General features: G+C 47.6%; 23 protein-coding genes. 9 read left to right on the plus strand and 14 right to left on the minus strand.

Annotation, left to right across the window (positions count from 1 at the left end):
• Positions 1-79 precede the first annotated feature (79 nt).
• Complete coding sequence (locus KVT36_RS01705; RefSeq protein WP_217601769.1) at positions 80-535, plus strand: hypothetical protein; 456 nt, start codon at positions 80-82, stop codon at positions 533-535.
• A 75-nt stretch (positions 536-610) separates the two neighbouring features.
• Here the strand turns inward: KVT36_RS01705 and KVT36_RS01710 are convergent, their stop codons facing one another.
• A complete protein-coding gene (locus KVT36_RS01710) occupies positions 611-1285 on the minus strand; it encodes an SdpI family protein (protein ID WP_217601770.1) in 675 nt (224 codons plus the stop codon).
• Positions 1286-1670: 385 nt separating this feature from the next.
• On the opposite strand from KVT36_RS01710, the gene dinB reads away from it, so the two are divergent.
• The 4 genes from dinB to KVT36_RS01730 are packed head-to-tail and all read left to right on the plus strand — an operon-like array spanning position 1671 to position 6824.
• Positions 1671-2882 (plus strand): DNA polymerase IV, encoded by a 1212-nt coding sequence (gene dinB / locus KVT36_RS01715; protein WP_217601771.1) that lies wholly within the window; start codon positions 1671-1673, stop codon positions 2880-2882.
• Between the two features lie 3 nt (positions 2883-2885).
• On the plus strand, positions 2886-5867 hold the full coding sequence (locus KVT36_RS01720; protein WP_217601772.1) for a DNA polymerase III subunit alpha: 2982 nt from the start codon (positions 2886-2888) through the stop codon (positions 5865-5867).
• A 16-nt stretch (positions 5868-5883) separates the two neighbouring features.
• The gene (locus tag KVT36_RS01725) at positions 5884-6342 is read left to right on the plus strand and encodes an antitoxin Xre/MbcA/ParS toxin-binding domain-containing protein (protein ID WP_217601773.1); all 459 of its coding nucleotides are present in this window, start codon (positions 5884-5886) and stop codon (positions 6340-6342) included.
• Between the two features lie 14 nt (positions 6343-6356).
• Complete coding sequence (locus KVT36_RS01730) at positions 6357-6824, plus strand: RES family NAD+ phosphorylase (RefSeq protein ID WP_217601774.1); 468 nt, start codon at positions 6357-6359, stop codon at positions 6822-6824.
• 80 nt (positions 6825-6904) lie between these two features.
• Here the strand turns inward: KVT36_RS01730 and KVT36_RS01735 are convergent, their stop codons facing one another.
• From KVT36_RS01735 to trpS, 10 genes are all read right to left on the minus strand, one after another.
• Positions 6905-8227 (minus strand): aspartate kinase, encoded by a 1323-nt coding sequence (locus KVT36_RS01735; protein ID WP_217601775.1) that lies wholly within the window; start codon positions 8225-8227, stop codon positions 6905-6907.
• Between the two features lie 42 nt (positions 8228-8269).
• Positions 8270-9346, minus strand: a complete 1077-nt coding sequence (locus tag KVT36_RS01740; protein ID WP_217601776.1) for an Ldh family oxidoreductase — start codon at positions 9344-9346, stop codon at positions 8270-8272.
• A 22-nt stretch (positions 9347-9368) separates the two neighbouring features.
• Complete coding sequence (locus tag KVT36_RS01745) at positions 9369-9683, minus strand: DUF3467 domain-containing protein (protein WP_089917848.1); 315 nt, start codon at positions 9681-9683, stop codon at positions 9369-9371.
• A 94-nt stretch (positions 9684-9777) separates the two neighbouring features.
• The gene (locus KVT36_RS01750) at positions 9778-10788 is read right to left on the minus strand and encodes a M57 family metalloprotease (RefSeq protein ID WP_217601777.1); all 1011 of its coding nucleotides are present in this window, start codon (positions 10786-10788) and stop codon (positions 9778-9780) included.
• 166 nt (positions 10789-10954) lie between these two features.
• On the minus strand, positions 10955-12394 hold the full coding sequence (locus KVT36_RS01755) for a SusD/RagB family nutrient-binding outer membrane lipoprotein (protein ID WP_254639789.1): 1440 nt from the start codon (positions 12392-12394) through the stop codon (positions 10955-10957).
• Between the two features lie 14 nt (positions 12395-12408).
• Complete coding sequence (locus KVT36_RS01760) at positions 12409-15624, minus strand: SusC/RagA family TonB-linked outer membrane protein (RefSeq protein WP_217601778.1); 3216 nt, start codon at positions 15622-15624, stop codon at positions 12409-12411.
• A gap of 195 nt (positions 15625-15819) precedes the next feature.
• On the minus strand, positions 15820-17871 hold the full coding sequence (locus KVT36_RS01765) for a helix-hairpin-helix domain-containing protein (RefSeq protein WP_217601779.1): 2052 nt from the start codon (positions 17869-17871) through the stop codon (positions 15820-15822).
• A complete protein-coding gene (locus KVT36_RS01770; protein ID WP_217601780.1) occupies positions 17868-18695 on the minus strand; it encodes a hypothetical protein in 828 nt (275 codons plus the stop codon). The genes KVT36_RS01765 and KVT36_RS01770 overlap by 4 nt, the downstream gene beginning before the upstream one ends.
• A gap of 123 nt (positions 18696-18818) precedes the next feature.
• Positions 18819-19454: a deoxynucleoside kinase gene (locus KVT36_RS01775; protein ID WP_089917667.1), complete on the minus strand. Its 636-nt coding sequence runs from the start codon at positions 19452-19454 to the stop codon at positions 18819-18821.
• Positions 19455-19491: 37 nt separating this feature from the next.
• Positions 19492-20496, minus strand: coding sequence for a tryptophan--tRNA ligase (gene trpS, locus KVT36_RS01780; RefSeq protein ID WP_217601781.1), 1005 nt, complete (start codon positions 20494-20496; stop codon positions 19492-19494).
• Positions 20497-20593: 97 nt separating this feature from the next.
• Here trpS and gatC point away from each other — a divergent pair, with 97 nt between their 5' ends.
• The 3 genes from gatC to KVT36_RS01795 are packed head-to-tail and all read left to right on the plus strand — an operon-like array spanning position 20594 to position 22212.
• Positions 20594-20884, plus strand: a complete 291-nt coding sequence (gene gatC / locus KVT36_RS01785; protein WP_217601782.1) for an Asp-tRNA(Asn)/Glu-tRNA(Gln) amidotransferase subunit GatC — start codon at positions 20594-20596, stop codon at positions 20882-20884.
• Between the two features lie 9 nt (positions 20885-20893).
• Positions 20894-21610, plus strand: coding sequence for an ABC transporter ATP-binding protein (locus KVT36_RS01790; protein ID WP_217601783.1), 717 nt, complete (start codon positions 20894-20896; stop codon positions 21608-21610).
• Positions 21611-21651: 41 nt separating this feature from the next.
• Positions 21652-22212: a cob(I)yrinic acid a,c-diamide adenosyltransferase gene (locus KVT36_RS01795; RefSeq protein WP_217601784.1), complete on the plus strand. Its 561-nt coding sequence runs from the start codon at positions 21652-21654 to the stop codon at positions 22210-22212.
• Here KVT36_RS01795 and KVT36_RS01800 read toward each other — a convergent pair.
• Positions 22209-22859 (minus strand): ABC transporter ATP-binding protein, encoded by a 651-nt coding sequence (locus tag KVT36_RS01800; protein WP_217601785.1) that lies wholly within the window; start codon positions 22857-22859, stop codon positions 22209-22211. The two genes, KVT36_RS01795 and KVT36_RS01800, sit on opposite strands and share 4 nt — an antisense overlap.
• A gap of 130 nt (positions 22860-22989) precedes the next feature.
• Here KVT36_RS01800 and KVT36_RS01805 point away from each other — a divergent pair, with 130 nt between their 5' ends.
• Positions 22990-23181: a DUF2795 domain-containing protein gene (locus tag KVT36_RS01805; protein ID WP_255859860.1), complete on the plus strand. Its 192-nt coding sequence runs from the start codon at positions 22990-22992 to the stop codon at positions 23179-23181.
• A 202-nt stretch (positions 23182-23383) separates the two neighbouring features.
• Here the strand turns inward: KVT36_RS01805 and KVT36_RS01810 are convergent, their stop codons facing one another.
• The gene (locus KVT36_RS01810; RefSeq protein ID WP_217601786.1) at positions 23384-24196 is read right to left on the minus strand and encodes an enoyl-ACP reductase; all 813 of its coding nucleotides are present in this window, start codon (positions 24194-24196) and stop codon (positions 23384-23386) included.
• A gap of 87 nt (positions 24197-24283) precedes the next feature.
• Positions 24284-25936: a DNA repair protein RecN gene (gene recN, locus KVT36_RS01815; RefSeq protein ID WP_217601787.1), complete on the minus strand. Its 1653-nt coding sequence runs from the start codon at positions 25934-25936 to the stop codon at positions 24284-24286.
• Between the last annotated feature and the right edge of the window lie 64 nt (positions 25937-26000).

Raw genomic sequence — 26000 nt, forward strand, 5'->3', positions numbered from 1 at the left:
ATATTTCCGGATATTATTCCCAAGGCTTCACTTATTTTTGCCCCTGGAAAAAATACCAACTCAAAAAAACAATAACATTATGAATAGCACGCTGCTGATCATTCACTCCTTACTCAGATGGATCATCCTGTTAACCGGCATCTGGGCCTTTATCCGTGCGCTGCAGGGCGTTAATGGTAAACCTTATACCGCCACTGACAATAAAGCCAGCCTGTTCTTTTCTATTAGCCTGGATATCCAGTTCCTGGTAGGGTTGATCATGTACTTTGTAACCAGCCCGCTGATGCAAACGGCCCGGGCAGATTTTGGCGCTGCTATGAAAGACGGCGTATTACGCTTTTTTGCGGTAGAACATACCTTTATGGCCTTTATAGCGCTGGTACTGGTACACATTGGCCGCTCCAAGGTAAAAAAAGCCGGCACCGATGCACAGAAACATAAATTTGCATTGATATTCTTTGGGATTGCGTTACTGCTGATACTGGCCCTGATCCCCTGGCCTTTCCGGGCAGCGCTGGGCAGAGGATGGTTTTAGTGTGTAAATGAGCATATACAGATGTGCAAATGAATTTACGCGGCAAAGCGTTTATTCATTTGCACATTTTTATTTTTAACCCTGATCTTCATTATATAACCGGAAAGAATAAATGTAAGGGAGAGCCGCCAGTATAGCACCCACAAAAATGAGAATGAAAACCCCGGTAACTACTGCCAGGAAAAAGCCGGCTATAATGATCACGATACCTGTATATAACCATAAATTGCCTGTCATGATATGCGTTTTTTTCCATACCTCACTGCTTTTTAAGGTCCAGGGCGTTCTCACCCCCACAAAATAGTTGGGCTGCAGCTTTTTCAGGTAAAGGCCCAGTAACGCGATCAATAGTCCCACCCCTATAAAGGTCCAGCGTTCCATAACAAATGGCATGCCCCGGCTTACCATAAATATGATGATACCGGTAAAAACAGCCAGGTAAATATGGATCATAAAACGGATCTGGTAATAGGAATGATGATCATGCGCAACCTGCTGCGGCAGTGCGCCTGCTTCATCCGTATCGGGCAGGTAACGGAATAAAAAGTATAAAAGCAGGTTGGTCAGGAATAAAAAGATCATCAATAAAAGGAAATCAGTTTTGCTGCCCACGCGCTGGGGCACGCCATTTACATTAAAATTGCTGGGGATCACCGCGGGCAGCGTATTCCAGATAATGCCCAGGTAAGCCATAGGTAACAATAACAACAATAGTATCAAGAGCTCTTTAGGAACAGCCGTCTTTTGCATGGTAGAACGTATTTAAGTGTTTACCGATCAGCTTCCTCAATCCTTTCATTCTCCTCACTATAAATATTACACCAATCAGGCCAAATATGTTTAGTTAATGAATTACTAATTAAGTTAGTTTTACTAAAAATATTAGTACATTTGGATATATGCTGAATGCCGAATGCTGCTTATGTTTTGCACAGGGCGTTATGTTAAGTATCCGGCATTTGTATCAGGCATTTTTTGAACGATAAGTATTAAGGAATTAAGGCATTCAGCGTTTAGCATTAGGCTTTAGGGCTTAAGCATTTTACTAATGGCATCCGGCATTTATTTAACGATAGGTATTAAGCGTTAAGCATTTCAGCGTTTAGCGTTTAGCGTTCCGCATTAAGCATTCAACATGATCTCTTTACAGCAAAGATCTATAGCGCATTTTGACCTGGATTGCTTTTTTGTATCCGTAGAGGTGCAGAAGAACAGTACATTAAAAGGCAAACCATTATTAGTAGGCGGGCATAGCGACCGGGGCGTGGTAGCCGCCTGCAGCTACGAAGCACGGCGATTTGGCATACACTCCGCCATGCCCATGAAAACAGCCTTAAAGCTTTGCCCCCACGCCATTGTATTAAGCGGCGATATGGAAGCTTACAGTGAAAAATCAAAAGAGGTAACTGAGATCATTGCAAACAATGCACCCCTGTATGAAAAATCCTCCATCGATGAATTTTACCTGGACCTTACCGGCATGGATAAATACTTTGGCTCCCTGCAATGGACCATTGAGCTGCGTGAAAAGATCATGAAGGAAGCCGGGCTGCCTATTTCCCTGGGCATGGCCTCCAACAAAATGGTATCCAAGGTAGCCACTAATGAAGCCAAACCAAACGGGAAAATGCAGGTGCTTTTTGGCGGGGAAAAAGCCTTCCTGGCGCCTATGCCGGTAGAAAAGCTGCCCATGGTAGGTAAGGAAACCGCTGCCCAGCTGCACCGGCGCGGCGTGGAAAATGTGAGGACCCTGAGTGAAATACCCATTCCCCTGCTGGAAGCCTGGCTGGGCAAAAACGGTATTGCCCTCTGGAATAAAGCCAATGGCATTGATGAATCGCCGGTGATCCCTTACCATGAACAAAAATCTATTTCTACAGAAAATACATTCCGGGCCGATACCATTGACATGCAATTCCTGCATGCAGAGCTGGTGCGTATGACAGAGAAAATAGCCTTTGAGCTGCGCCAGCAGGATAAGCTCACCGGCTGCGTAACTATTAAGATCCGTTACTCTGATTTTGAAACCGTTACCAAACAAATGACCATTCCCTACACCTGCAGCGATCATATTTTGCTGGAAAAAGTAAAAGAGCTGTTCCAGCGCCTGTATGACCGCCGCCTGCTGGTACGCCTGATAGGCATACGTTTCAGCCACCTGGTACAGGGAAATTACCAGATCAGCTTATTTGATGATACGCAGGAAATGATTGCCTTATACCAGGCCATAGATCATATCAAAAACCGTTTTGGGTGGCAATATTTAATGAAAGGCACCAATGTAGCAGCACCCGGTAAAAAAACAGATAGCCACCTGCGGAACATAATGCCCTATCAAAAACGCTGAGCTATGTACCTGAACTGTAAAACCTATTTCAGCCTGCGCTATGGTACCATTAGCACTAAAGACCTGGTAACCACTGCCCGCAACATGGGCATTACCAGCCTGGCCCTTACCAACATTAATATGACCGCCGATGTATGGACCTTTGTAAAGGAATGCCATGCAAAAGATATAAAACCTATTATTGGCCTGGAATGCAGGAATACGCATACATTCAAATACATTCTGCTGGCCCGCAATATGGAAGGCTGGTTCCATATTAACCGCTTTTTATCTGAGCACCTGCAAAACGAAATACCTTTCCCGGACCGGGCGCCGGTTTTGCCCGGCACCTTTGTTATATACGCCTGGGGCGCTTGTGCGCCGGATCAGCTGGCCGCACACGAGCTGATAGGCATACGCCCCCGTGAAGTGAATAAGCTATTCAGGGTAGATACGCTAAAGTATAAGCACAAGCTGGTGATCTTACACCCCGTTACTTTCCAGGATGCGGAACATTATGAGCTGCACCGTGTGCTGCGGGCAGTAGATCAGAACATCCTCATCACCCAGCTGCCCCCCGCTACCACCGCCTTACCCGATGAATGCTGGTTATTGCCCGCCGACCTGCTGGAGCACTATGAACAATACCCGCACATAGTACAGAACACGCTGCAGATCATGGAAGCCTGTGAGCTGCATTTTGATTTTAAAGTGCAGCGTAATAAAAAATATTTGTACGGCAGCGCAGCAGCAGACCGGGATAAGCTGCGGGAGCTGGCTTATAAAGGCATGCATGACCGTTATGGCGCTGATAATGCAGAGGCAAAATTCCGTATTGAAAAAGAGCTGAAGATCATAGAAGATCAAAATTTTAATGCTTACTTCCTGATCACCCATGATATTATCAGCTATGCACAAAGCCAGGGCTTTTTCTATGTAGGCCGGGGCAGCGGCGCCAATTCCATTATTGCCTATTGCCTGCGCATCACAGATGTAGACCCCATTGCGCTGAACCTGTACTTTGAACGTTTCTTAAATCCATACCGCAGCTCGCCCCCGGATTTTGATATTGACTTTTCCTGGCGCGACCGCGATGAGGTGATCAAACATGTATTTAAAAAGCACGGCGGCGAATACACGGCCTTGTTAGGCACCGTAGCTACCTTCCAGGAAAATGCAATTATACGTGAGCTGGGTAAAGTATACGGCCTGCCTAAAAAGGAAATAGACCGCATATTGGATACCCCTTTTGAGCTTAAGCTGGATGAAGACAGCATACAGCAAAAGATCCTGGGCTTCTGCAGCCTTATGACCAAAGACGGCAAGGCTTTTCCCAACCACCTGAGCATACATGCCGGCGGTATTCTTATCAGCAATGCGCCTATTCATCAATACTGCGCCACCCATTTGCCGCCCAAAGGATTTTGTACTGCCCAAATGGACATGCTGCAGGCAGAAGCCATTGGCCTGTATAAGTTTGATATACTAAGCCAGCGCGGGCTGGGGCATATACGCGATTCGCTGGATATTATTAAAGCCAATAAAGGCGTAGAGATAGATATACACGCCATTAAAGATTTTACTGCAGATGAAAATGTGAAAAGGCAGCTGCGGACAGTGAACACCATTGGCTGCTTTTACATAGAGTCCCCGGGCATGCGGCAGCTGCTGAAAAAGCTGGAATGTGATGATTATTTAACGCTGGTGGCAGCCAGCTCCATCATACGCCCGGGTGTAGCGCAATCCGGCATGATGCGGCAGTATGTGGAGAATTTCAGGAATAAGGATAAGGTCATCTACCTGCACCCTGTTATTGAAGAGGTGCTGTCGGAAACCTTTGGTATTATGGTGTACCAGGAAGATGTAATTAAGCTTATACATGCCTATGCTGACATGGACCTGGCAGATGCCGATATTATACGCCGCAGTATGGCCGGTAAGTACCGTGGGCCGGATGCCTTTTTGAAATTGCAGGAGCAGTTCTTTTCCAACAGCGCACGGATGAACCGCCCTATAGAAGTAACAAAAGAGCTATGGCGGCAAATAGCCAGCTTTACCAGCTTTTCATTTTCCAAAGCGCATTCCGCCACCTATGCAGTTGAAAGCTACCAAAGCCTGTTCCTGAAAACTTATTTTCCTGCGGAGTTTATGGTAGCGGTGATCAATAACTTTGGCGGCTTTTATAACCGGGAGCTGTATTTCAGGGAGCTGCAAAAAACCGGTGTTACTATTCATGCGCCCTGCATTAATAACAGCAGCTACCCTACCCGCATTACAGGTGAAGAAGTATATACCGGCTTTATTCATGTAGAAGGGCTGGAAGAAGCCTGGATAAACCGCATGCTGGCAGAACGGAGCCAATACGGGCCTTATGCCAGCCTGGATGATTTTACAGAACGTATGCAGCCCCCGCCGGAACAGCTGGATATACTGATACGGATAGGCGCCTTTAACTTTACCGGCTACACGAAAAAAGAGCTGTTATGGAAAAGCAGCCTACTGCTTAGGAGTAAAGATCCGAACGCAGATCATGTATTACCCCTGTTCTATGAGCCGACGCCGGATTGTAAGCTGCCGCAGCTGGCTTACCATGCACATGAAGATGCTTTTGATGAAATAGCGCTGCTGGGATTTCCGCTGTGCTCCCCGTTCAGCGTGCTGGAACATGATCAAAGCCAGTATGTGACCGTGCGGGAAATGGCCACAAGGCTGGGAGAAACCGTGCGGGTGCTAGGCTACCTGGTAACTACCAAACATATTAATACCTCCCAGGGTGCGCCTATGTGTTTTGGAACCTTTTTAGACCGGGAACAGGCCTTCCTGGATACCGTGCATTTCCCGGAAAGCTTCCGGCAATATCCCTTGCAGAAGAGCGGTTTTTATATCCTGGAAGGCAGGGTTACCAAAGAATACGATGTTATATTATTGGAAATCAGTTATATGCGGAAAATTGGGTATTTTGAGGATAAAAATTTTTTAACCAGACAAAAAGCCGTAAATTTGTGACAAATGACGTTGGAGCATGAAACCGCACAAAAACATCGAGTACCAGGTACAGGAACAAACCTTAATGGTAGTGCAGGAAGCCGCCGTGCCTTATGGGGCAGGCCGGGGGTATTTTGAGTTTATACAGCTTTCCAGGGATGGCATCATTAAAAAGGCGCTTATGAACCTGAGTCAGCAGCTTTCATTTTCATTGTCAGAAGTGGCGCGCGTGCTGCACATTTCTGAAAGAACATTGCAACGCTATGCAGATGATGAAAAACTTTCTGCAGATACTTCCGAAAGGGCCATACTACTCTCTCAACTGTACCAGCACGGTACCTTTGTATTTGGCGACCTGGAAAATTTTAAGGAATGGATGCGTACTCCATTACCTGCGTTCAATTACCAACCTCCTATTTCCCTTTTAGATACTACCTTTGGTTTCCAGCTCATCGAAGATGAACTTGGCAAAATAGCACACGGCATTTTTGCATAACCACACCCTATTGAATGGAAGTCTATCGTATCAGCAAATGCATGTACATTACTGATCTGAATGGTGTTGGCGCCCGCCTCTATGGCGGACGCTGGAACAGCAAAGGTCATCCGGTATTGTACACTGCAGGCAGCCGCGCCCTCTCCGCACTGGAAGTACTGGTGCATGTACCATTAAAGAATATTGTTCAGGATTTTTGTATTGCTACTATTCTTATACCGGATAAGATGCCGGTTAAAACCATTACCCGTAAAGAGCTGCCTTCCGGCTGGCAATCCCTCGCCCCTTTCCCGGAGCTGCAAAAAGTAGGTGATGCGTGGTTAGAAGAAGGTAAATACCCGGTATTGAAAATTCCATCTGTAGTGATACCGGAGGAGTTCAACTACCTGGTAAACCCACTGCACCCGGAAGCAGAAGGCGTGTATGTAACCAGCCAGCAGCCTTTTGTATTTGACCAGCGGCTGAAAGAAGCGAAGAGATAATGCAAATACGCAGAAATGCAAATGTGCAAATGAAAGATCCCGAAGAGATCTCATTTGCACATTTAATATTTGTATGGATACTATTCTAAGTTGAACAATCCTTTATTCAGCAGCTGCAATGTTCTTTCCTTGTGCTGGCCACCTACCAGTATGGAAATATTATGCCGGCTGCCGCCATAGGAGATCATACGCAGCGGGATCTCATTCAGCGCCTCAAATAACTTTTTCAGGATAGAAGGCGTGGCCGCTACTTCATTCCCTACAATAGATACAATGGTTTGATGGTGATCCAGCTCCACAGTGCCAAAGGGCTGCAGCTCTTTCAGGATCTGATCTATATGCTGGGTATTATCAATCGTAATAGACACCGCTACTTCTGAAGTAGTGATCATATCTATAGGTGTACGGTACTTCTCAAAGATCTCAAACAGCTTTCTCAAAAAACCATAAGCCAGCAGCATACGGCTGGATTTGATCTTAATAGCAATAATACCGTCTTTGGCAGCAATCGCCTTTACTCCATCGCCATTAGGCATTTCAGTAATAATTGTGCCTTTGGCTTCCGGCTGCATAGTGTTCAGCAGCTTTACCGGGATGTTAAAATGCTGCGCCGGCCATATGGAGGCCGGGTGCAATATTTTAGCGCCAAAGTATGCCAGCTCCGCAGCTTCATCAAAAGACAGCTGCTCAATGGGGAAGGTTTTCTTTACTACGCGCGGATCATTGTTGTGCATACCGTCAATATCCGTCCAGATCTGTACTTCACTGGCCTGAATAGCAGCTCCGATCAAGGAGGCGGAATAATCGCTGCCACCACGTTTCAGGTTATCTACCTCGCCTTTTGCATTGCGGCAAATGTATCCCTGTGTAATAAAGATGCGCTGGTCCTTTTGTTTATCGATCAGGTTACCCAGGCGGATCTTGATCTTGGGGATCTCCGGCTCCTCAAATTCATCAATGCTCATGAAATCCAGGGCGGGCACCAGTACGGCCTGCACACCGGCTTCTTCCAGGTATACATTGAACAGCTTTGTGCTCAATAGCTCACCCTGGGCCAGGATATCCTTGTTCAGCGCTTCATTGAAAGATATTTTGAGAATAATGGTCAGAAATTCAAAATGCTCATCCACAATTTCTTTGGCTTTGGCACGGGGACCTTCCTGCTTCAGCAGCTCATTACAAAAGGTACGGTAATGCTTTTCCAGCTTATCGATCTGCTGTTTAGCCTGTGCCTTATTCCCTTCTGCCAGTGATTGTCCTATTTCTACCAATGCATTGGTAGTACCGGACAATGCAGATAACACCACAATCTTTGGATCGTTGTCTGCCGTTATCAATTGAGCCACGGCATGCATACGTTCCGGCTTTCCCACAGAGGTGCCGCCAAATTTTAAAACTTTCATGTTGTGAGAGTTGTCTTTTAGATGTATTTGTGTTTGTTGTTGCTAAGCAAATTTTATTTTAAACCGGGCTGCCACTTCCTCCAGATCCTTTATCACGGGCTCTAAAACCGGAATGCCCTGCACCCTTCTCTCCTTTTCCATTTCCCGCTCCGGGTCGCCTGGTATCAGCACCTGCTGCCCTTGTACCGGCTCTGCTGCCCGGAAACGGCCGATCCATTTATCCATATTGGCCTTAAACTCATCTGCCGGGCGGAAGGCATCTACCCGCATGGCGCCAAAGAAATGGCCCAGGCCCTGCCCTACCGGATCCGGTGATAATGGTAAAAAGCTTACGAATGGCGGCGCCCAGGGACCGTAATTGGCTCCTGAAAGAACGGCCGAAAATATGTCAACAATTGCGCCCAAACAATAACCTTTATGGCTGCCATGCTCACGGTCGCCGCCCAGGGGCAGCAATGCGCCGCCGCTGCGCAGCTCATGCGGGTTGGTGCTGGTGGCGCCTTCCTTATCCTGGATCCACCCTTCCGGCGCCTCCAGGTTCTTACGCTGTAATATTTCCAGTTTGCCGTTGGCAGCGGTAGTGGTAGCAAAATCTGCTATAAAGGCCGGCTGCTCATTGGCCGGAATGGCTACTGCTATGGGATTGGTGCCCAGCATACGCTCTTTGGCAAAAGTGGGTGCTACCAGGGGGCTGGCATTGGTCATGGCCATACCGATCATATCCCTTTCCAGGGCCATCATGGCATGGTAACCGGCTATACCAAAGTGGTTGGAATTTTTTACGCTCACCCAGCCGCTGCCTACTGCGGCGGCTTTCTGCAAGGCCACTTCCATGGCAAAAGGCGCCACTACCAGGCCCAGGCCGCTATCCCCATCTACCACGGCAGTGCTGGGTGTTTCGTGCACAATATGCACATCCGGGCGGGTATTAATGCGGCCGGCTTCCCACAAACGTACGTAACCGCTAAGACGGGCCACCCCATGGGAATCTACGCCCCGGAGGTCGGCAGACAGGAGTACTTCACTTGCTGTTTCTGCATGCTGTAAAGAGCAACCCATGCGGGTAAATACCTCGTGGGTAAATTCCCTTAAATGCTGATAGGAAAAAATATGGTTCATGCTTTTGTATCAGTGCTAATGATCAGGCCTGCGCGGTGGGACCGCCAAAATTCATGGGCATGGATACAGGGTCCTGATCCTGTATGGCGCCGTGTACAGATTCATATTTCTTTACATTATCCTGCAACGCTTTCATAAAACGTTTGGCATGCTGGGGGGTTAAAATGATCCGGGACTTCACCTTAGCCTTTGGTAAACCAGGCATTACATTAATAAAATCCACCACAAATTCAGCATTGGAATGTGTTATTACGGCCAGGTTGGCGTACACACCCTCTGCTATTTCCTCGCTCAATTCTATATTCAACTGCGTCTGCTCTTCTTGCTGATTATCCATATTTGGTAGGTTTGAGGGTACAAAAGTAAAAAAAGAGGCTTCAAATGAAGCCTCTTTTTTTGTGGAGGGTAATGTGTACATATTTTATAAGCGATCAAGGGCACTGGCCGGGTTCCCGTGAAGTATGAGCGCTGGAAACTTCCCCATTGCTCCACATATAGTAATACGAGATCGTACACCTGTCATGGAAATCATCATATTCCGTGCTGATAATGTAGCGGCCGGAGGTTTGACAAACGCCATTGATCAGCCGCTGGCTATCATCTCCACAGGAAGGTGACGGGATCCCGTACAAGTAGCGTAGTGCCACAATATCACGGAAGGTAAAAGGACGGTTATCAAAAGGGCCTACACATGCCAGCATCCAGGAATCCGGGTCCGGACTAGAGGGTGTAGCAAATATTAAAACAGCGCCATCGCTGCCGGCGCCTTCATTATTAGGATGCGAAGCATCTACCAGGCAGCCGCTGTAAGAACGGTTCATATAATCTGTATGGCGGAAACCAATACAGTGGCCTAATTCATGGGCAATGATGGTGGTTAGATTATTAATATCCGGAAAACCACCTATAGCTGCGGGATCCAGCTGTAGCGTATTATAAGGATTGCCACCACTGGGAAAACCGGAGCGCCCCAGGGGACCACCCAGTGAGGCACTTACAACAGATATATCGGCACTACCGCTTACACGCTGAAAAATAAGGCGCAGGTTTAATGCATTGTACCGTGCAATGGCATTATCCAGCGCTGTAGTATAGTCGGACGACAAGCCAGTGATAGACAATGTAATGGTTCGCGGTGAGGATGCAACGGCGCTTACTGTGTTATTGGTCCTGTACTGCTCTGTTTCCCCCATCTTTATCCAGGGTGAATGGTTGTTTACGCCTAATTGTTCAGGTTTTAGTAAAATATCACCTTCCACCACATAACCTTCCGGCACTTTTTTTACAGCGGAAATATTAAAACCCATGTCATAGATCTTTTGCAAAACTTCGCTGGATACTTTTTCACCGGTGGAGGAGTCAATGCTTTTTTTACAGGCGGTACTAAACATCAATAATACTGCAATCAGGCTACTGATCAGGCTTTTTGAGGAATGTAACATACTTTTTTTTGGTTTAAGTGTGAGGGCAATAGGGTACTTATCAGGTATGGGTTACAAGTACTATCAATATAGAAAGATTAGTTGAGATTAGCAATGAACGGCCATAAAAAAAGCCAGGCAGTTTTTCAACTGCCTGGCTATCTGTTATTCTTAAAAATGTTTTTGTTTAGAACTTATCCCAGAACAATTTGGTAGTTACTACATCACCGCCAATGGCTTTGGCAGCAGCGTCATAATTCGTCTGGTTCAGGTTTTGCTCACTTACCGGGTAAGGGTAACGCAGGGGAATTTCAGACTGTGCTTCTTCCGGTTTAACCAGTTTGGGGAAATCCAGCCTTCTCCATTCCGTCCAGGCTTCAAAACCACGGTTATATAATGCCAGCCATTTCTGTACGCCTATTTTGCCTTTGTAACCGCCGGTAGCAGTAGCATAAGCAACTTCAGGCTGCGCCAGGTAAGTGGCTGCTTCGGCATCAGTACCACCCCATGAAATAATGGAAGCAGTAACTGCATTGGTGTAGTGCGTAGCGGCAGTACCGGCAACACCGGTCATGCCTCTTTCAATTGCTTCTGCACGCAGGAACTCCACTTCAGTATAATCAATCCAAATGGAGGGGTAATCTTTTTTACGCAGCAGGTCACCTACCGGTGAAAATGCGCTGTAATCATTGCTGGTACCATAGATACCGCCTTTGAAACCACCGCCTGCTGCTTCGCCAAAGAAGAAAGGTCTTCTGGGATCGCTCAGTGCGTTCATGGTATCTACCAGGGTATTGGCGCCTACGAAGTCCAAACGGCCGCTCTGCACCAGATCAACCCACAGCGGGTTAGTGTTCGGTGGTACAGTGGAGTACTGGAAAGAGGCGTTATCTGCTGCTGATGTAAATGCAGTGGCAGAAGCCTGCTCAATGCCTGCTTTAGCTTTTGCAGGTTCGTCGTCTGCAAGCACCATCCACATACGCATTTTCAGTGAGCTCGCCATTTTCTTCCAGCCTGCTACATCTCCTTTGTACAGGATGTCGCTGGCGCCAAAACTTGCAGCAGCCGGATCCAGGTTAGCGTTAGCTGCATCCAGCCTTGCCAGCAGATCCAGGTACACGGTTTTTGCATCGTCGTACTTGGGAGAAAGGTTGTCAATATCCATTGCATCGGTGTAAGGGATATTGCCAAAAGTGTTCAGTATTACGTTGTAAGTATAGATAGTTACTATCTCGATCTGTGCCAGCTGGTTCTTTTTCACCGCAGCATCCAGGGTAGCATCTTCATTTATTACCTTTTTAGCTTCGTTCAGGTCAGTCAGCACATCGCGGTACAGCCTGTGCCAGAACTCCTGCGGAATGTTACGGGTGCTCAGGTCATACTGGCTTTCATCCGGGTAGGTGGTTTCTGTCCAGTATTGCGCCAGCAGGCGGAAAATGTTTACGTTCACGTTGGTGCTGGTCAGCGCATTCGTGATATTAAGCTCTGCGTTGGCAAACAGGGTGGGCGCCACTACGGCAGCCGGTTTCTTAGAGTTCTGGTTCAGATCTGTAAGATTCTTTGTGCAGGATGCAGTGAGCACCATTGCAAATGCCAGCGTTATGTATGATAATGTTAGCTTCTTCATGTTTAAATAGTTTTTTAGAACCGCACTTTAGCATTAAAACCAAATGTTCTGGCAGTTGGGTAGGCACCTGACTGGTAGCCCTGAACGTTACCGGAACTCATACCTTCTTCAGGATCAGCATAAGGCAGGTTTTTATGAATGATCCACAAGTTCCTTCCTATCAGAGAGAAGTCCACACCTTTGATGGGATGTATCCTGGATACCACGCCTCTTGGCAGGGAGTAAGTAAGTGATACTTCTCTCAGCTTAATGTAGCTGGCATCATATACGAAAGCAGCAGCCGGGTTATAGCGATAACCATAGATACCGTAGTTAGTTGCGCTGGCGCGGGTTGTATTGGGTTTACCATCTGCGGTTACGCCTTTTACGATCACACCACCACCGTTAGCAATAGGAGAACGTACCGGGTTGCCTAAGTCGTTGGTACCGGCAGTTTCAGGCAAGATACCTGTAGCCAGGCCGTAGTACATATCCAGTGAGAATACATCACCACCCTGACGCATATCTACCAGGAAGCTCAAAGACAGATCTTTGTACTTCAGGGTATTGGTGATACCACCAATCCAGTCAGGATTTACGTTACCAATCACTGAATTGGAAGTAGCGGTTACTTCGTAGTGCCCCAAAGCATCCACCAGCTTCTCACCTTTTTCATTATACACATAGTTGGAACCGCGAATGGTACCATAAGGCTGACCCAAGGCAGCATTAATAGAAATACCGCCCTGCATGTTGGCAGGGTTCAATTGCAGGTTCTGTACGCCTTCAGGTAAGGAATTTACCTTGTTGCGATTCCTTGACCAGTTAGCATTAATAGTCCAGGAGAAAGATGGTGTTTTAACCGGTGTACCGTACACGGATACTTCTATACCCTTATTCTGGATCTCACCGGCGTTCACTACTTTATAGTCATAACCGGTAGCTCTTGAAACCGGCATTTTTACGATCTGGTTGGTGGATCTTGTATTATAATACGTTACATCAAACCCTACGCGGTTTTCCAGAAAAGCAGCTTCCAGACCGACTTCCCAGCTTTTGGTACGTTCCGGCTTCAGGTTAGGATTGTATTTGGTATTATTTACTGATGCCAGCGGCACACCATCTATACCGGTTGGTACGTCATAATAATTCCTTGTATATAAACCAGGAGCTGAAGCACCCACTTCTGCATAGTTGGCTCTTGCTTTGGCATAAGACAACCAGGGTGTGTTGTGGATCAGCTTAGAGAACAGGAATCCTAATGAAACAGAAGGATAATAGTAGGTGTTGTTCTCTTTCGGTAAAGTGGAGGATTTATCTCTTCTGGCAGTTACATCCAGGAACAGCATCTCCTTGTAGGCCAGGTTAGCGGCGGCAAAAATACCATCTACTTCTTCAGTTGAATCTGATTCAATAGGCGCTTCCAGCGGGTTAGCTGTGTTCAGCAATGCATACAGGCGGGGAATAAGCAGACCACCGTTTGTTTTAGCATCGATAGATGTTACATGCGTTCTTCTTACGTTACCACCCAGGATACCACCCAGGTTAAAATCGTTGCTCAGTTTCTTGTGGAAGTTGAGCATCAGATCATAGTTAAACTCACTGAAAGAACGGTTGTACCTGGAATATTCTGAAGGATCGATACTACCGATGGCGATCCTTTCTTCCTGCTGAGCGTTATAGGTATCCATTGATACACGGCCCATAACATCTACCCAATCTGTTATTTTATAGTTCAGCATTACGTTACCGAAATAACGGGTACGGCTATCATTTTCGTAATTCTCGTAACGGGTCCAGTACGGGTTATCCCAGTAAATAGGGTTGGTAGCCCCTACAGTTGCCTGGTTCCAGGTTGCGTTTGTTTTATTGCGGAAATAAGCATCGCGCTGCTCATATACATCCACGTTGGTTTCCCACCACTGACGCATGTTGGTCATCAGGTTCTTGGAATCATAACCGGTACCATAACGGCCCAGACCTGACAATATAGTGGTATTGATAGATCCACTGGCTGTTAATTTGGGTGTGATGTTATAAGAAGCGCCGAAGTTGATCTGGTCTTTTTTAATGCTGCTGTTCGGCAACAGGCCTTTATCAATGTTCTTGGTATAACCCAGCTTAAAGTAACCCTGATCGCCACCGCCATCTATCATAATGCTGTTCACAGTGGAAACAGCGGTCTGGAAGAATTTGGTAGGATCATTGGCTGCAGCTACCCAGGGGCGTGCCTTTCCGTAGAAGGGATTACCCGGGTCAAAAGAATACCAGCCATATACATCTAAGCTCGGATCAAACGGTGCACCATGGGAAGCATCTTCTGTAGTGGGAACAATCAGGTCCTTTACGCCATCGCCATTCACATCCTGATAGTTAAAGTAACCATCGGGTGAAGCATAGTACGCACCATAACCAGCGCCATACTTGTTCTGATATTTTGCAAAAGTGCTGGGATCTACCTTACCGATGGTTACACCAGAGTTGATAGTTACACCCAAACCTCTTCTGCCTTTTTTGGTGGTGATCATGATCACACCATTGGAAGCGCGTGAACCGTACAGTGCAGATGCAGCGGCACCTTTCAGCACGTTCACAGATTCAATATCATCCGGGTTGATATCTGCAGCAGCGTTACCGTAATCATAACCGGCGCGGCCACTTTGCTGATCAGCGGTGTTGGTATTGGAGTTATCAATAGGCACTCCATCTACAATGAACAGCGCCTGGCTATTACCGGATAAGGATTTGTTACCACGTAATACTACGTTGGTGGAACCACCTAAGCTGTTATTACGGCGTACTTCCAAACCGGATACTTTACCGGACAGGGAGTTGGCGATGTTAGATTCCCTGGCTTTTACCAGGTCTTCACCTACCACTGTTTGTGCGGAGTAAGGCAGCTCGTTCTTTTTTCTCTGAACACCCAAAGCTGTTACCACTACTTCCTGCAGACTTTCATTGCTGGTTTGCAGCACGGCATTTGCCTGGCTGCCTGCACCCACTTTTAAGTCCTGGGAGGTGTAACCTACGCTTCTGATCACTAAAACCAAGTCACTGCCGGTGGCATTGAGCTTAAAGTTTCCGTCTTGATCTGTGGTAGTTCCTGTGTTAGTCCCCTTGATTTGTACTGTTGCAAACGGTATAGGAGCGCCATCGCTTCCTGTTACCTTACCTGTAACCTGGCGTTGTTGAGCGAATGCCAGCGTTACAATCACCATAAGCATGGTGAAAAAGAGTAACGTCTTTTTCATTAATTAACGATTTAGATTTTGGTTGACACGGCCCACAATTTAGATAAAAAAACCACTACTAGACAAGTAAAAATTAACAAATGATTAAGGATATTTTAATTTTTAATTCATATTAAGGTTCATTATCAAAAAAGTAAGCTTAAATAATGATGTTGTGTATTTTTTACACTTTAACATTTTGGGTCCCTTTCAGCGTTAAAACAACTGTTGCGCCTGCAACTGAATGGTACTTTTCTGCTTTCCGCTTACTTCATCCCACCCGCTGCCAAGAGTGGCTGCATTCCGGTACATTACCTGGTTCCAGCGTAACCAAACGGCTATACGTTTTGTAATGCCCCACCTTATATTAATATTATACTGCCAGCCATCCCCATTCAGCTGCATTACACTATTACTATACAGCATATTACTTTCTATTGCGTACAAAGTGCTGCCACTACCGCTGGCGCTAAACCAGGTAAGGCGGCCGGAAAGCCGTAGTGGCAGCGTAGGAAAGCGGTACTGCAATTCCTGGAAACATAACCAGCCCTGCTGTTTATCACTGTTCTTTGTATAATGGTTCAGCTCTACCCGGCTGCGCAGCTTCCAGGGCCCGCCTAAAGGCATGCTTACCTGGCAGCGCCAGCTACGCCGTGTTAGCGGTGCTACCGGGGTTATATAATTATTACTGCCCGCACTGTTCTCCCAGCCGGTTTTATGGCTGTAACGGATAAATGCTTCTGTTTGCTTATCCGGCGTATAGGTAAGGCTCATTAACAGCTCCCGGCCATTGGCGCCCGGCCTGTTCACCCGGTATTTGAGCCAGGGGAAACGATACAGGTCCGCATAAGCTTCCATTTTCAGCTGCGGGGTTAAACGCAGGGTAATGGCCGCGTACCAGCCGCTTTCATTGGCAGGGCGGTAGTTGTTACCAAAAGCATTACTGTATAATGACTGGTAGGCGCGGTGGTACGAGCGGTATAATAAAGCTACATCTGCCTTTGGGTGTATGCCGGCCAGGATACCATTTACCGTAGCCAGGTGGCCGCCTGCATCTACAGCTGTTTCACCGAAGGCATGCACATTTTTCCAGGTGCCGCTGTAATCAATGCTGGCATTAAAGAACCGGTCGCCCTCCGGTGCAAACAGGTTATACGGCTGCTCATTTTTTTGCAGCGGGGCGGAGAATTTATGCTGTATAACATTCAAACCTATACGCCAGTTACCATTATCATATACGATATTTCCGCCAGCAGAGCGCTGCTGCAAAGCACCCCGCTTAGCGGCTTCCAGCGCAGTACGATGATAGCCGGTAGTAACAAAAGAGCTGATGTAGGATGCGGCTTCCAAGGTATCGCTTTCAAAAAGATTTCCATCCAGCTTGCGGAGCGATACAAAAGCGGTTAGCTGCCAGGCGCGCTGCTGCAGCGTAATACCCGCGCCGCGGAAGAAATAGAACTCACCAGTGGAGGCATATGGGTTCAGCACCTCCCCTTCCCGCTTCACCTGTAACACTACGGGGCTTTTACCAAATGCCAGCGATTGCCAGTTGATGAGCCCCTGCCCCATATTCACCGTAAAATCGCCCAGGGCCAGGGCTTTAATGTGTTTGTAATTGCGGATGAACAGGTGGGTGCTGTAAAAATCAAAGCCCTGTTTTTGTGCGCCTTTGAAGAATTGCTCACCTGCATCTTTTTCCATTACCAGGCCCCAGCTGGCATAACGAGGAAAGTTATAGCGGTAACGCAGCAGCAGCTGATCCGGCGAGCCGCCGTAATGTGCAGCAGTACTATCTGTATGCGCGTAACCACGCGGTAATTCCAGCTGCCGGCCATAACGGAGTAACAGGGCATGCTCCCCTTTATGCAGGTAATCGCGCAGGGCGTAAGATGGCTGCAAACCAGCATCTACAGTGATATAGGGCAGTATGCGGTTTATAAGCCCTTCATCAAAACCGGGTACGGCCTGCAGCTCATAAATGCTTATTAATTTTCCCAATAAACGGCGGTAGGCCAGCAGGCTATTGATCTGCAAAGGGGTTAACAAACCCAGGGAGCGCAACGCTGCAGCATCTGCCAGGTTCAGGTCCATCTTGTGCCGGGTGTAAGCATTGAGCTGTTGCCAGCGGGTATCATCTTCCGGTATAATGGTGCTATTCTCCAGCTGCTCTTCCCCTGCGGCAGATAAGGTTTCTGCTGACTGGGCATACCCCTGCCCGCAGGCGCCCAGTAACAGGCAGCCTGCCAGAATGATGCGGTAGCTTTTCATAGCAGTGTTTCTTTTTTCTTTAGTTGCCAGATAAGAGCTGCTGCGGGCGTAATACCTAATTGCGGATGATAACTACCGGAAAGGAATATACGCAGCGATTGCCAGCTGAAGCTAATGCCCCCGCCGCTCAGCTGCGGATCTGTGGCAATGCCCAGCTGCAGTGATAATTGGGGGATGATGCGGTACTCGCCCATTACACGGGTGATCATGGGACGGTCTGTTTCCCGGATCACTTCTGCACTGAATAATAAACTGCCAGATACCTCGTAACCCAGGCCTGCGCTGTATACCACCGGAATATCCTGCGCACCGGCTTTGTACAGCTGCCGTGCGGCGGGGTTAAAAGCATGGATACCGGCATGCAGCTGCGGGGTAATGTGCAGCAAACAACCTGCTTCAAAAGTAACAGTGCTGGCGCGGCCATATTGCCGGATAGATGCGGCCAGGTAATCGGCCTGGATGCCGATGCTTACCTTACTGCCTAAGGTACGGCCATAGGCCAGGCCTAACTTTTGCTGGCTAAAGGCATCAAAGCCAAAATGCTGAACAGATAAACCGAATGTGCCGGATGATGTGGGAATGGCTACTGCCATAACATACAAGCTGGTAGCATCCAACATAAAACGGCGCTCAGCATATACGCCTGCGGAAACGGTGGAAATATGCGCCAGGGCGGCCTGGTTATGCAGGGCGGTAAATACATGCTGGAACTGTGTGCTGTACGTACCGCCCGCCTGCTGCGGACCTACGGGTAACCAAACGGATTGGGCTTTCAATAAGGATATACCCCAGGTGCAAACAACGGTTACAATGAGCTTTCTCATTTATACATGGTTGGTTGATGACAATAATTCTGAGGGAGAGATGCAACTAAGAGAGAGGGGCGAAAATAAAGTAAAAAGTAAAAAATAAAAAAAATTGTGTTTGCTGACTACACGTTACAATGTTTAGAATAATCCGTACAGCTGGGAATCTATGCGGGAAATGATCTCGCCCAGGTCTTCCTCGCTATCGGGAAATTTGTTCTTATCAATATCTACTATCAGCAGGGGGCCTTCTTTATACTTTTCTATCCAGTTGTTATAATATTCGTTTAATCGTTTCAGGTAATCCAGGCGGATGTTCTCTTCATACTCGCGGCCGCGCTTCTGGATCTGCGCTACCAACGTGGGTACGGAGGCGTGTAAATAAATGAGCAGGTCCGGCGGTTTAACCATCGATTTCAATGTTTCAAAAAAGTTGAAATAGTTATCAAAATCGCGTTTGGTCATGAGGCCCATTTCATACAGGTTGGGTGCAAAAATGTGCGCATCCTCATAAATGGTGCGGTCCTGTATAACAGTGTCTTTTCCGTTCTGTATTTCCAGGAGCTGTTTTAAACGGCCATGCAGAAAATATACCTGCAGGTTAAAAGACCAGCGTGGCATGTCTTCATAAAAATCGTTCAGGTAAGGGTTATGTTCCACATCTTCAAACTGGGGCGTCCATTTGTAATGTTTGGCTAAAGCTTCAGTAAGGGTGGTTTTGCCGGCGCCGATATTACCGGCTACTGCAATGTGTTTGATCTTGTTAAGTTTTGCCATGCTTTTATTGTGGTAAGTGTAGAAAGATCATCAGCGGTTAATAGTAATTGATCCCAATTAATTTCCTTGCTGCCTGCAAAGTTTGTGCCGCGCTTGCTCTTGCTTTTTCAGCGCCGGTCCTTAAGATCTTTTGCAGGTAGGCAGGGTCTTGCTGCAGGGCTTGCGCCTTTTCACGGATGGGGGCCATAAAGTTCACCATATCTTCTGCCAGCTGCTTTTTCATATCCCCGTAACGGATACTCTGATCCTGGTAAGCATTCTCAAAACTTTTTACCACTTCCGGCGCTGTTACCAGCTGCATGAGCGTAAACAGGTTAGCTATGCTCTCCGGCATGGGAGCGCCCGGTTCTGCAGGGCCACTGTCTGTTTTGGCTTTCATGATCTTTTTACGGATCAGCTCATCGGTATCATTCAGGTACAGGGTAGCCATTTCATTTTCACTCTTGCTCATTTTACCGGTGCCATCCAGGCTTTGAATGCGCACCAGGTTATCGCCAAAGTTAAAGGCTACCGGCTCAGGAAACAATTCCCCGTAGCGGGCATTAAAACGCTGTGCAAAGTTACGGGCCATTTCCAGGTGCTGCTCCTGGTCTTTACCCACCGGCACTTTTATGGCGCGGTGCACCAGGATATCTGCACTCATGAGCACCGGGTAAGTTAACAGGCCGGCGTTTACGTTCTGGGGCTGCAGGCGTACCTTGTCTTTAAAAGTAGGTACTTTTTCCAGCTCGCCCTTATAGGCTAACATGTTCAGCAACAGGTACAGCTCTGCAATTTCAGGCACATCACTTTGCGCATATAATGCCACTTTTTCAGGATCCAGGCCGGAGGCTATATTTTCTGACAGCACGCGGTATACATTGCCCCTCAGGTCTTTGGGATCAGGATGGGTGGTGAGTGAATGCCAGTCTGCCACAAAAAAGTAACAGTTATAATCTTCCTGCATCCGGATATAATTGCGGATAGCGCCAAAGTAATTGCCTAAATGTAAAAAGCCGGTTGATCGTATGCCACTTACTACGATTTCTTTTCCTGTTGCCATAATGGGGTGCAAGATAATAAATCCCCATTTATCCCTAATTTTGAGATACTGTCATATTTAACAATAATATTTCAATTTCTTTTTATTTAATTTGATCATGGAAGTAAATGATGCATTGGTACAGCAGCTGGCTAACCTGGCCAGGCTGGAATTTAGCGAGCAGGAAAGGGCGGGCATCCAGCATGATCTGCAGCGGATGATCACCTTTGTGGAAAAGCTGAATGAGCTGGATACCGCGAATGTACAACCCCTGCTGTTCCTGACGGAGAATTATAATGTGTTCCGCGAGGATAAGGTAGTGCCTTCCATTACCCGTGAAGAAGGATTGCAGAACGCTCCCTCTGCCAACGATCAGTATTTTAAAGTGCCCAAAGTCATTAAGAAATAACCTATTACTATGCGACCTGATTCTGTCATCCATTTAGAGAACATCCGCAAAAGTTATTTTATTGGCCGCAATGAGCTGCCGGTGCTGAAAGGCATATCCATGGATATTCTGAAAAATGAATATGTGGCGCTGATGGGCCCTTCCGGCTCCGGTAAAAGTACCCTCATGAACATACTGGGCTGCCTGGACTCCCCTACCAGCGGCAGATATATACTGAGCGGACATGATGTTAGCACCATGGAGGACAATGAGCTGGCCCGCATACGTAATAAGGAAATAGGCTTTGTGTTCCAGCAGTTTAACCTGATGCCCCGCCTTTCCGCACTGGAGAATGTGGCGGTGCCGCTGATCTATGCCGGCATCAATAAAAAGACCCGGGAAGAAATGGCGATGGAGGTGATTAAAAAAGTGGGGCTGGGCGAGCGTTATAAACATAAACCCAACGAGCTTTCCGGTGGCCAGTGCCAGCGTGTGGCCATTGCCCGCGCCCTGGTAAATGACCCTGCCCTGATATTGGCGGATGAACCTACCGGTAACCTGGATTCCAAAACTTCTGTCGGGTTCATGGAGATCTTTGGAAAGATTCATGCTTCCGGCAACACCGTAGTGCTGGTAACCCACGAAGAAGATATTGCGGACCATGCACGCCGCGTAGTTCGCTTACGCGATGGATTAATTGAAACCGATAAGCTGAACGAGAAATACCTGAGACCTGCTGTTTCCTGATCACCTGTGCCGCTTTAGCGGCCATTTCCCCGTATTTTAATATGGCTACCAAGATATACACCAAAACCGGCGATAAGGGCAAAACGGCCCTCATAGGCGGCACTAAAGTGCCTAAGAGCCACCTGCGTATTGAAACCTATGGTACGGTGGATGAGCTGAACTCTTACATTGGCCTGGTAAATGACCATATTACCGATGCTGCTACCAATACTTTACTGAAAGAGATACAGGACCGCCTGTTCACCATTGGCGCTTCCCTGGCTACGGACCCTGAAAAGGAAACGGGCATGAGCATACCTGACCTGAAAGCGGAAGATGTGCAGCTGCTGGAAAAAAGTATAGATGTTATGAACGAGGAGCTGCCGGTGATGAAATCGTTTATACTGCCGGGCGGGCATGTAGCCGTATCTACCTGCCATGTGGCCCGCTGCGTATGCCGCCGTGCAGAGCGCCTGTGCGTGGGTATGCAGGAGGAAGGATTGTTTATTGAACCCCTGGTATTGCAGTATACCAACCGCCTGAGCGATTATTTGTTTGTATTGGCCCGATGGATAGGCCACCGGCTAAATGTTCCGGAAGTGACCTGGAAACCCAGGGTTTAAATTATTTTCCCATCTTTCATAGTTAGCTGCCGGTCGCTCAAGGGCGCCAGCTCATCGTTATGGGTAACGATGATGAAGGTTTGCCGGAACTGGTCCCGCAGCTGCAGGAACAGCTGGTGCAGCTCCCGCGCATTCTTGGAATCCAGGTTGCCGGTGGGTTCATCGGCCATTACAATGGCGGGGGTGTTAATGAGTGCCCGGGCTACGGCTACACGCTGCTGCTCACCACCGGATAACTCGTTGGGTTTATGATCCATACGGTCCTTGAGGTTCAGGGTTTCCAGCAGGAACTGCGCCCGCTCTTTTACCTGGTTCTTTCTGGCGCCGGAAATATAACCGGGTACGCACACATTTTCCAGGGCGGTAAATTCCGGCAGCAGGTGGTGGAACTGGAAAATAAAGCCAATGTTGCGGTTACGGAAATCGGCAAGCGCATTGCCCTTCAGGGTAGTGAGGTTTACATCCTGCAGCCATACCTCACCGGAGGTAGGGGTATCCAAAGTGCCCAGCAGATGGAGCAAAGTGCTTTTACCAGCCCCGGATGAACCTACGATGGTTACAATTTCCCCCTGCTTAACGGTAACGTCTACCCCCTTTACAACCTGTAAGTTGGAATAATTTTTGGTAAGATTGCGAGCAACTAACATACTCAAAGAAAAGTAATTCACCGTTAAAATAGTAATAGTTGTTTATTTCAAATTAAATAATACTTTTGCGAAAATTTAAGGCAGTAAAAATTTTACTAACATGTACTGGACATTAGAATTAGCTTCATACTTGGAGGACGCTCCTTGGCCAGCTACTAAAGACGAATTGATTGATTACGCCATCCGCTCCGGTGCACCCATTGAAGTGATAGAGAACTTACAGGAGCTGGAGGATGAAGGGGAAATTTACGAAGGGATAGAGGATATATGGTCTGATTATCCGTCACAAGACGACTTTTTCTTTAATGAGGACGAATATTAGCTGAAGCACCACTGAAAGCCAAAGCATAAAGCCCATGCCTGTAAAGCTGGTAAATGTAAGCATACAGCCCTAAGCTTATGCCATCCTTTGCCACAGCCTATACTTTTGATATTCCCCCTTGAGTAAACTATTTAAGCTATTAAAGCACAAAGCCTGCAGCTATCCGCTACAGGCTTTGCGCTTTATGCTTTGAGCTTTACGCTTATTTTTCCATTTGCTCTGCTATGGCCAGTGAAACCCCGGTAAAGGAGAAACCACCGTCATGGAACAGGTTCTGCATGGTTACCATGCGGGTAAAGTCAGAGAACAGGGTTACCACGTAGTTAGCGCATTGGTCGGCAGTGGCATTGCCCAGGGGGCTCATTTTCTCTGCATAGGCCATAAACCCGTCAAAACCCTTTACACCGCTACCGGCAGTAGTTTTGGTGGGTGACTGGGAAACGGTATTGATACGCACCTTGTTGCGGATACCGTAATGGTAACCAAAGCTGCGGGCTATAGATTCCAGCAGGGCTTTGGCATCAGCCATCTCGCTATAATCAGGGAACACCCTTTGTGCAGCAATGTATGTAAGCGCTACCACTGAACCCCAGTCGCTGATAGCATCCAGCTGGTAAGCTGTTTGCAGCACGCGGTGCAGGGACATAGCAGAAATATCAAACGTTTTATGATTGAAGTCGTAATCCAGGTCTGTATAAGGCCGGCCTTTACGCACATTCATGCCCATACCTACGGAATGCAGCACAAAATCTACTTTACCGCCAAAATGCTCCATGGACTTGGTGAAGAGATTTTTGAGATCGTCCATATTGGTTACATCGGCCGGGATCACCGGCGCATTGCAGGTTTCAGCCAGTTTCTTGATCTCTCCCATGCGCAGCGCTATAGGAGCATTGGTCAGCACGATCTGGGCTCCTTCTTCCTTGCAACGCAAAGCTGTTTTCCACGCAAGAGATTGCTCATCCAGCGCCCCAAATATGATACCTTTCTTTCCTTGTAATAAGTTATGAGCCATTGGGTTCAAATTAATTTCCGGCAAAAATAGTTGTTATAGTTTAAAAATCATTATTTGTTATTTGTTAACCAGGCCCATGGCCAGCTCTCAACTCCCTACCATTTCCCGGGCATTCTCCAATGCAGCAGCAGTGGGCTTTTCACCACTCAGCATTTGTGCAATGGCGTTAATACGTTCTTCCGTGGTAAGCAGGCGCACACCGGTAGTTACCTTACCGCTCCTGGTTTCCTTATACACAAAGTAATGCGCATCCGCCTTACCGGCTATCTGCGGCTGGTGGGTAATACAGATCACCTGGTGCGCATGGGCCAGATCTTTGAGTATTACGCCTACCTGGCGGGCTGCTTCGCCGGAAATACCGGTATCTATCTCGTCAAATATTAATGTTGGTAAAGCTACGGATTGTGCTACCAGTGATTTGATGCACAACATTAAACGGCTTAATTCCCCGCCGGAGGCCACTTTTCGCAGCGGCGCAAACTGTTCGCTCTTATTGGCATCAAACAGGAACTCAATGTTATCCTGCCCGTTAGCCTGCAAAGCGCCTGGCGTAATGTTCACCTTTAAGCGGGCATTGGGCATGCCTACCTGTGCCAGCAGGGCATTTACCTTTTTCTCAAAAGGCGGCACCTGCTGCATACGCAGGGTGGTGATACCGGCGGCCAGCTTTTCCAGGGCTTGCTGTAAGGACGCTTGTTCCTTTTCCAACTCCAGCAGCTGCTCATCCAGGTTCAGCGCACTTTCTACACGGGCAGAGAGGTCGGTCCGGATCTTTAACAGGTCGGCAGTGGTATGCACGCCATGTTTTTTTAGCAGGCGGTAACCGGTGGCTGTTCTCTCATTCACCTGTTCTATGCGGGCAGCATCGTACTGGATGCTGTCGTTTATGCGTTCTATTTCGTCTGCTACATCCTGCAGCTCCAGGTAGGATGATTGCAGACGGGCTACCAGGGCAGGCAGCTCCTGCTGATAACCGGCCATGGCCTGCAGGGCAGATTGCAGCTGTTTCAGCTGCTGCAAAATGGGCTGCTCATCTTCCTTTAACTGGAAACAGGCTTTGTTGAGGGCGTTCTTGATCTCCTCTGCATGGGTAAGCACCTGCAGCTCTGCATCCAGGTTCTCTATTTCGTTCTCTGTAAAGGCGGCATCTTCCAGCTCATCCAGCAGGAACTTGTTGTAGTCCAGCTCTTTGTTGGCGCTATCACGCTGATCCTGCAGCTGTTTCAGCTTACGTTGTACCTGGGAGTAGCGCTGCCAGGATTGCTGGTACTGCTGCAGGGCTTCCGGCTTATTTACCAGCGCATCTACCACGCGGCGCTGGAAGTCGCTTTTTTCCAGCTCCAGGGTATCAAACTGCTGGTGCAGGTCTACCAGGTAACCGCTTAGCTCTGCCAGCTGGGAAAGGTTTACCGGCGTATCATTCACAAATGCACGGGATTTGCCGCTGGCACTTACTTCCCGGCGTATAATAAGCACATCTTCCAGGTCCAGCTCATGCTGCTGGAAAAACTCTGCCACCAGCGCTTTTTTTACCTTAAAGGCGCCTTCTACCACACATTTACCGGTTTTATCAAACAGCACCCCGGGATCGGCCCGCTCTCCTAATATTAATGATAACGCGCCCATGAGAATAGATTTACCGGCGCCGGTTTCACCTGTGATGATATTCAGGCTGCCGGAGAAATCAACCTCCAGGTGGTCAATGATCGCATAATTCTTAACTGTCAGTTTCTGTAACATAGAGGGCGTTTGCGTTACGGGTACGAATTAAAATGAAATGCCTGAATTTTAAGTAAGAAGTTTT

Origin of the sequence: Chitinophaga sp. GbtcB8 (genome assembly GCF_019091455.1) — a bacterium.
GTDB lineage: Bacteria > Bacteroidota > Bacteroidia > Chitinophagales > Chitinophagaceae > Chitinophaga.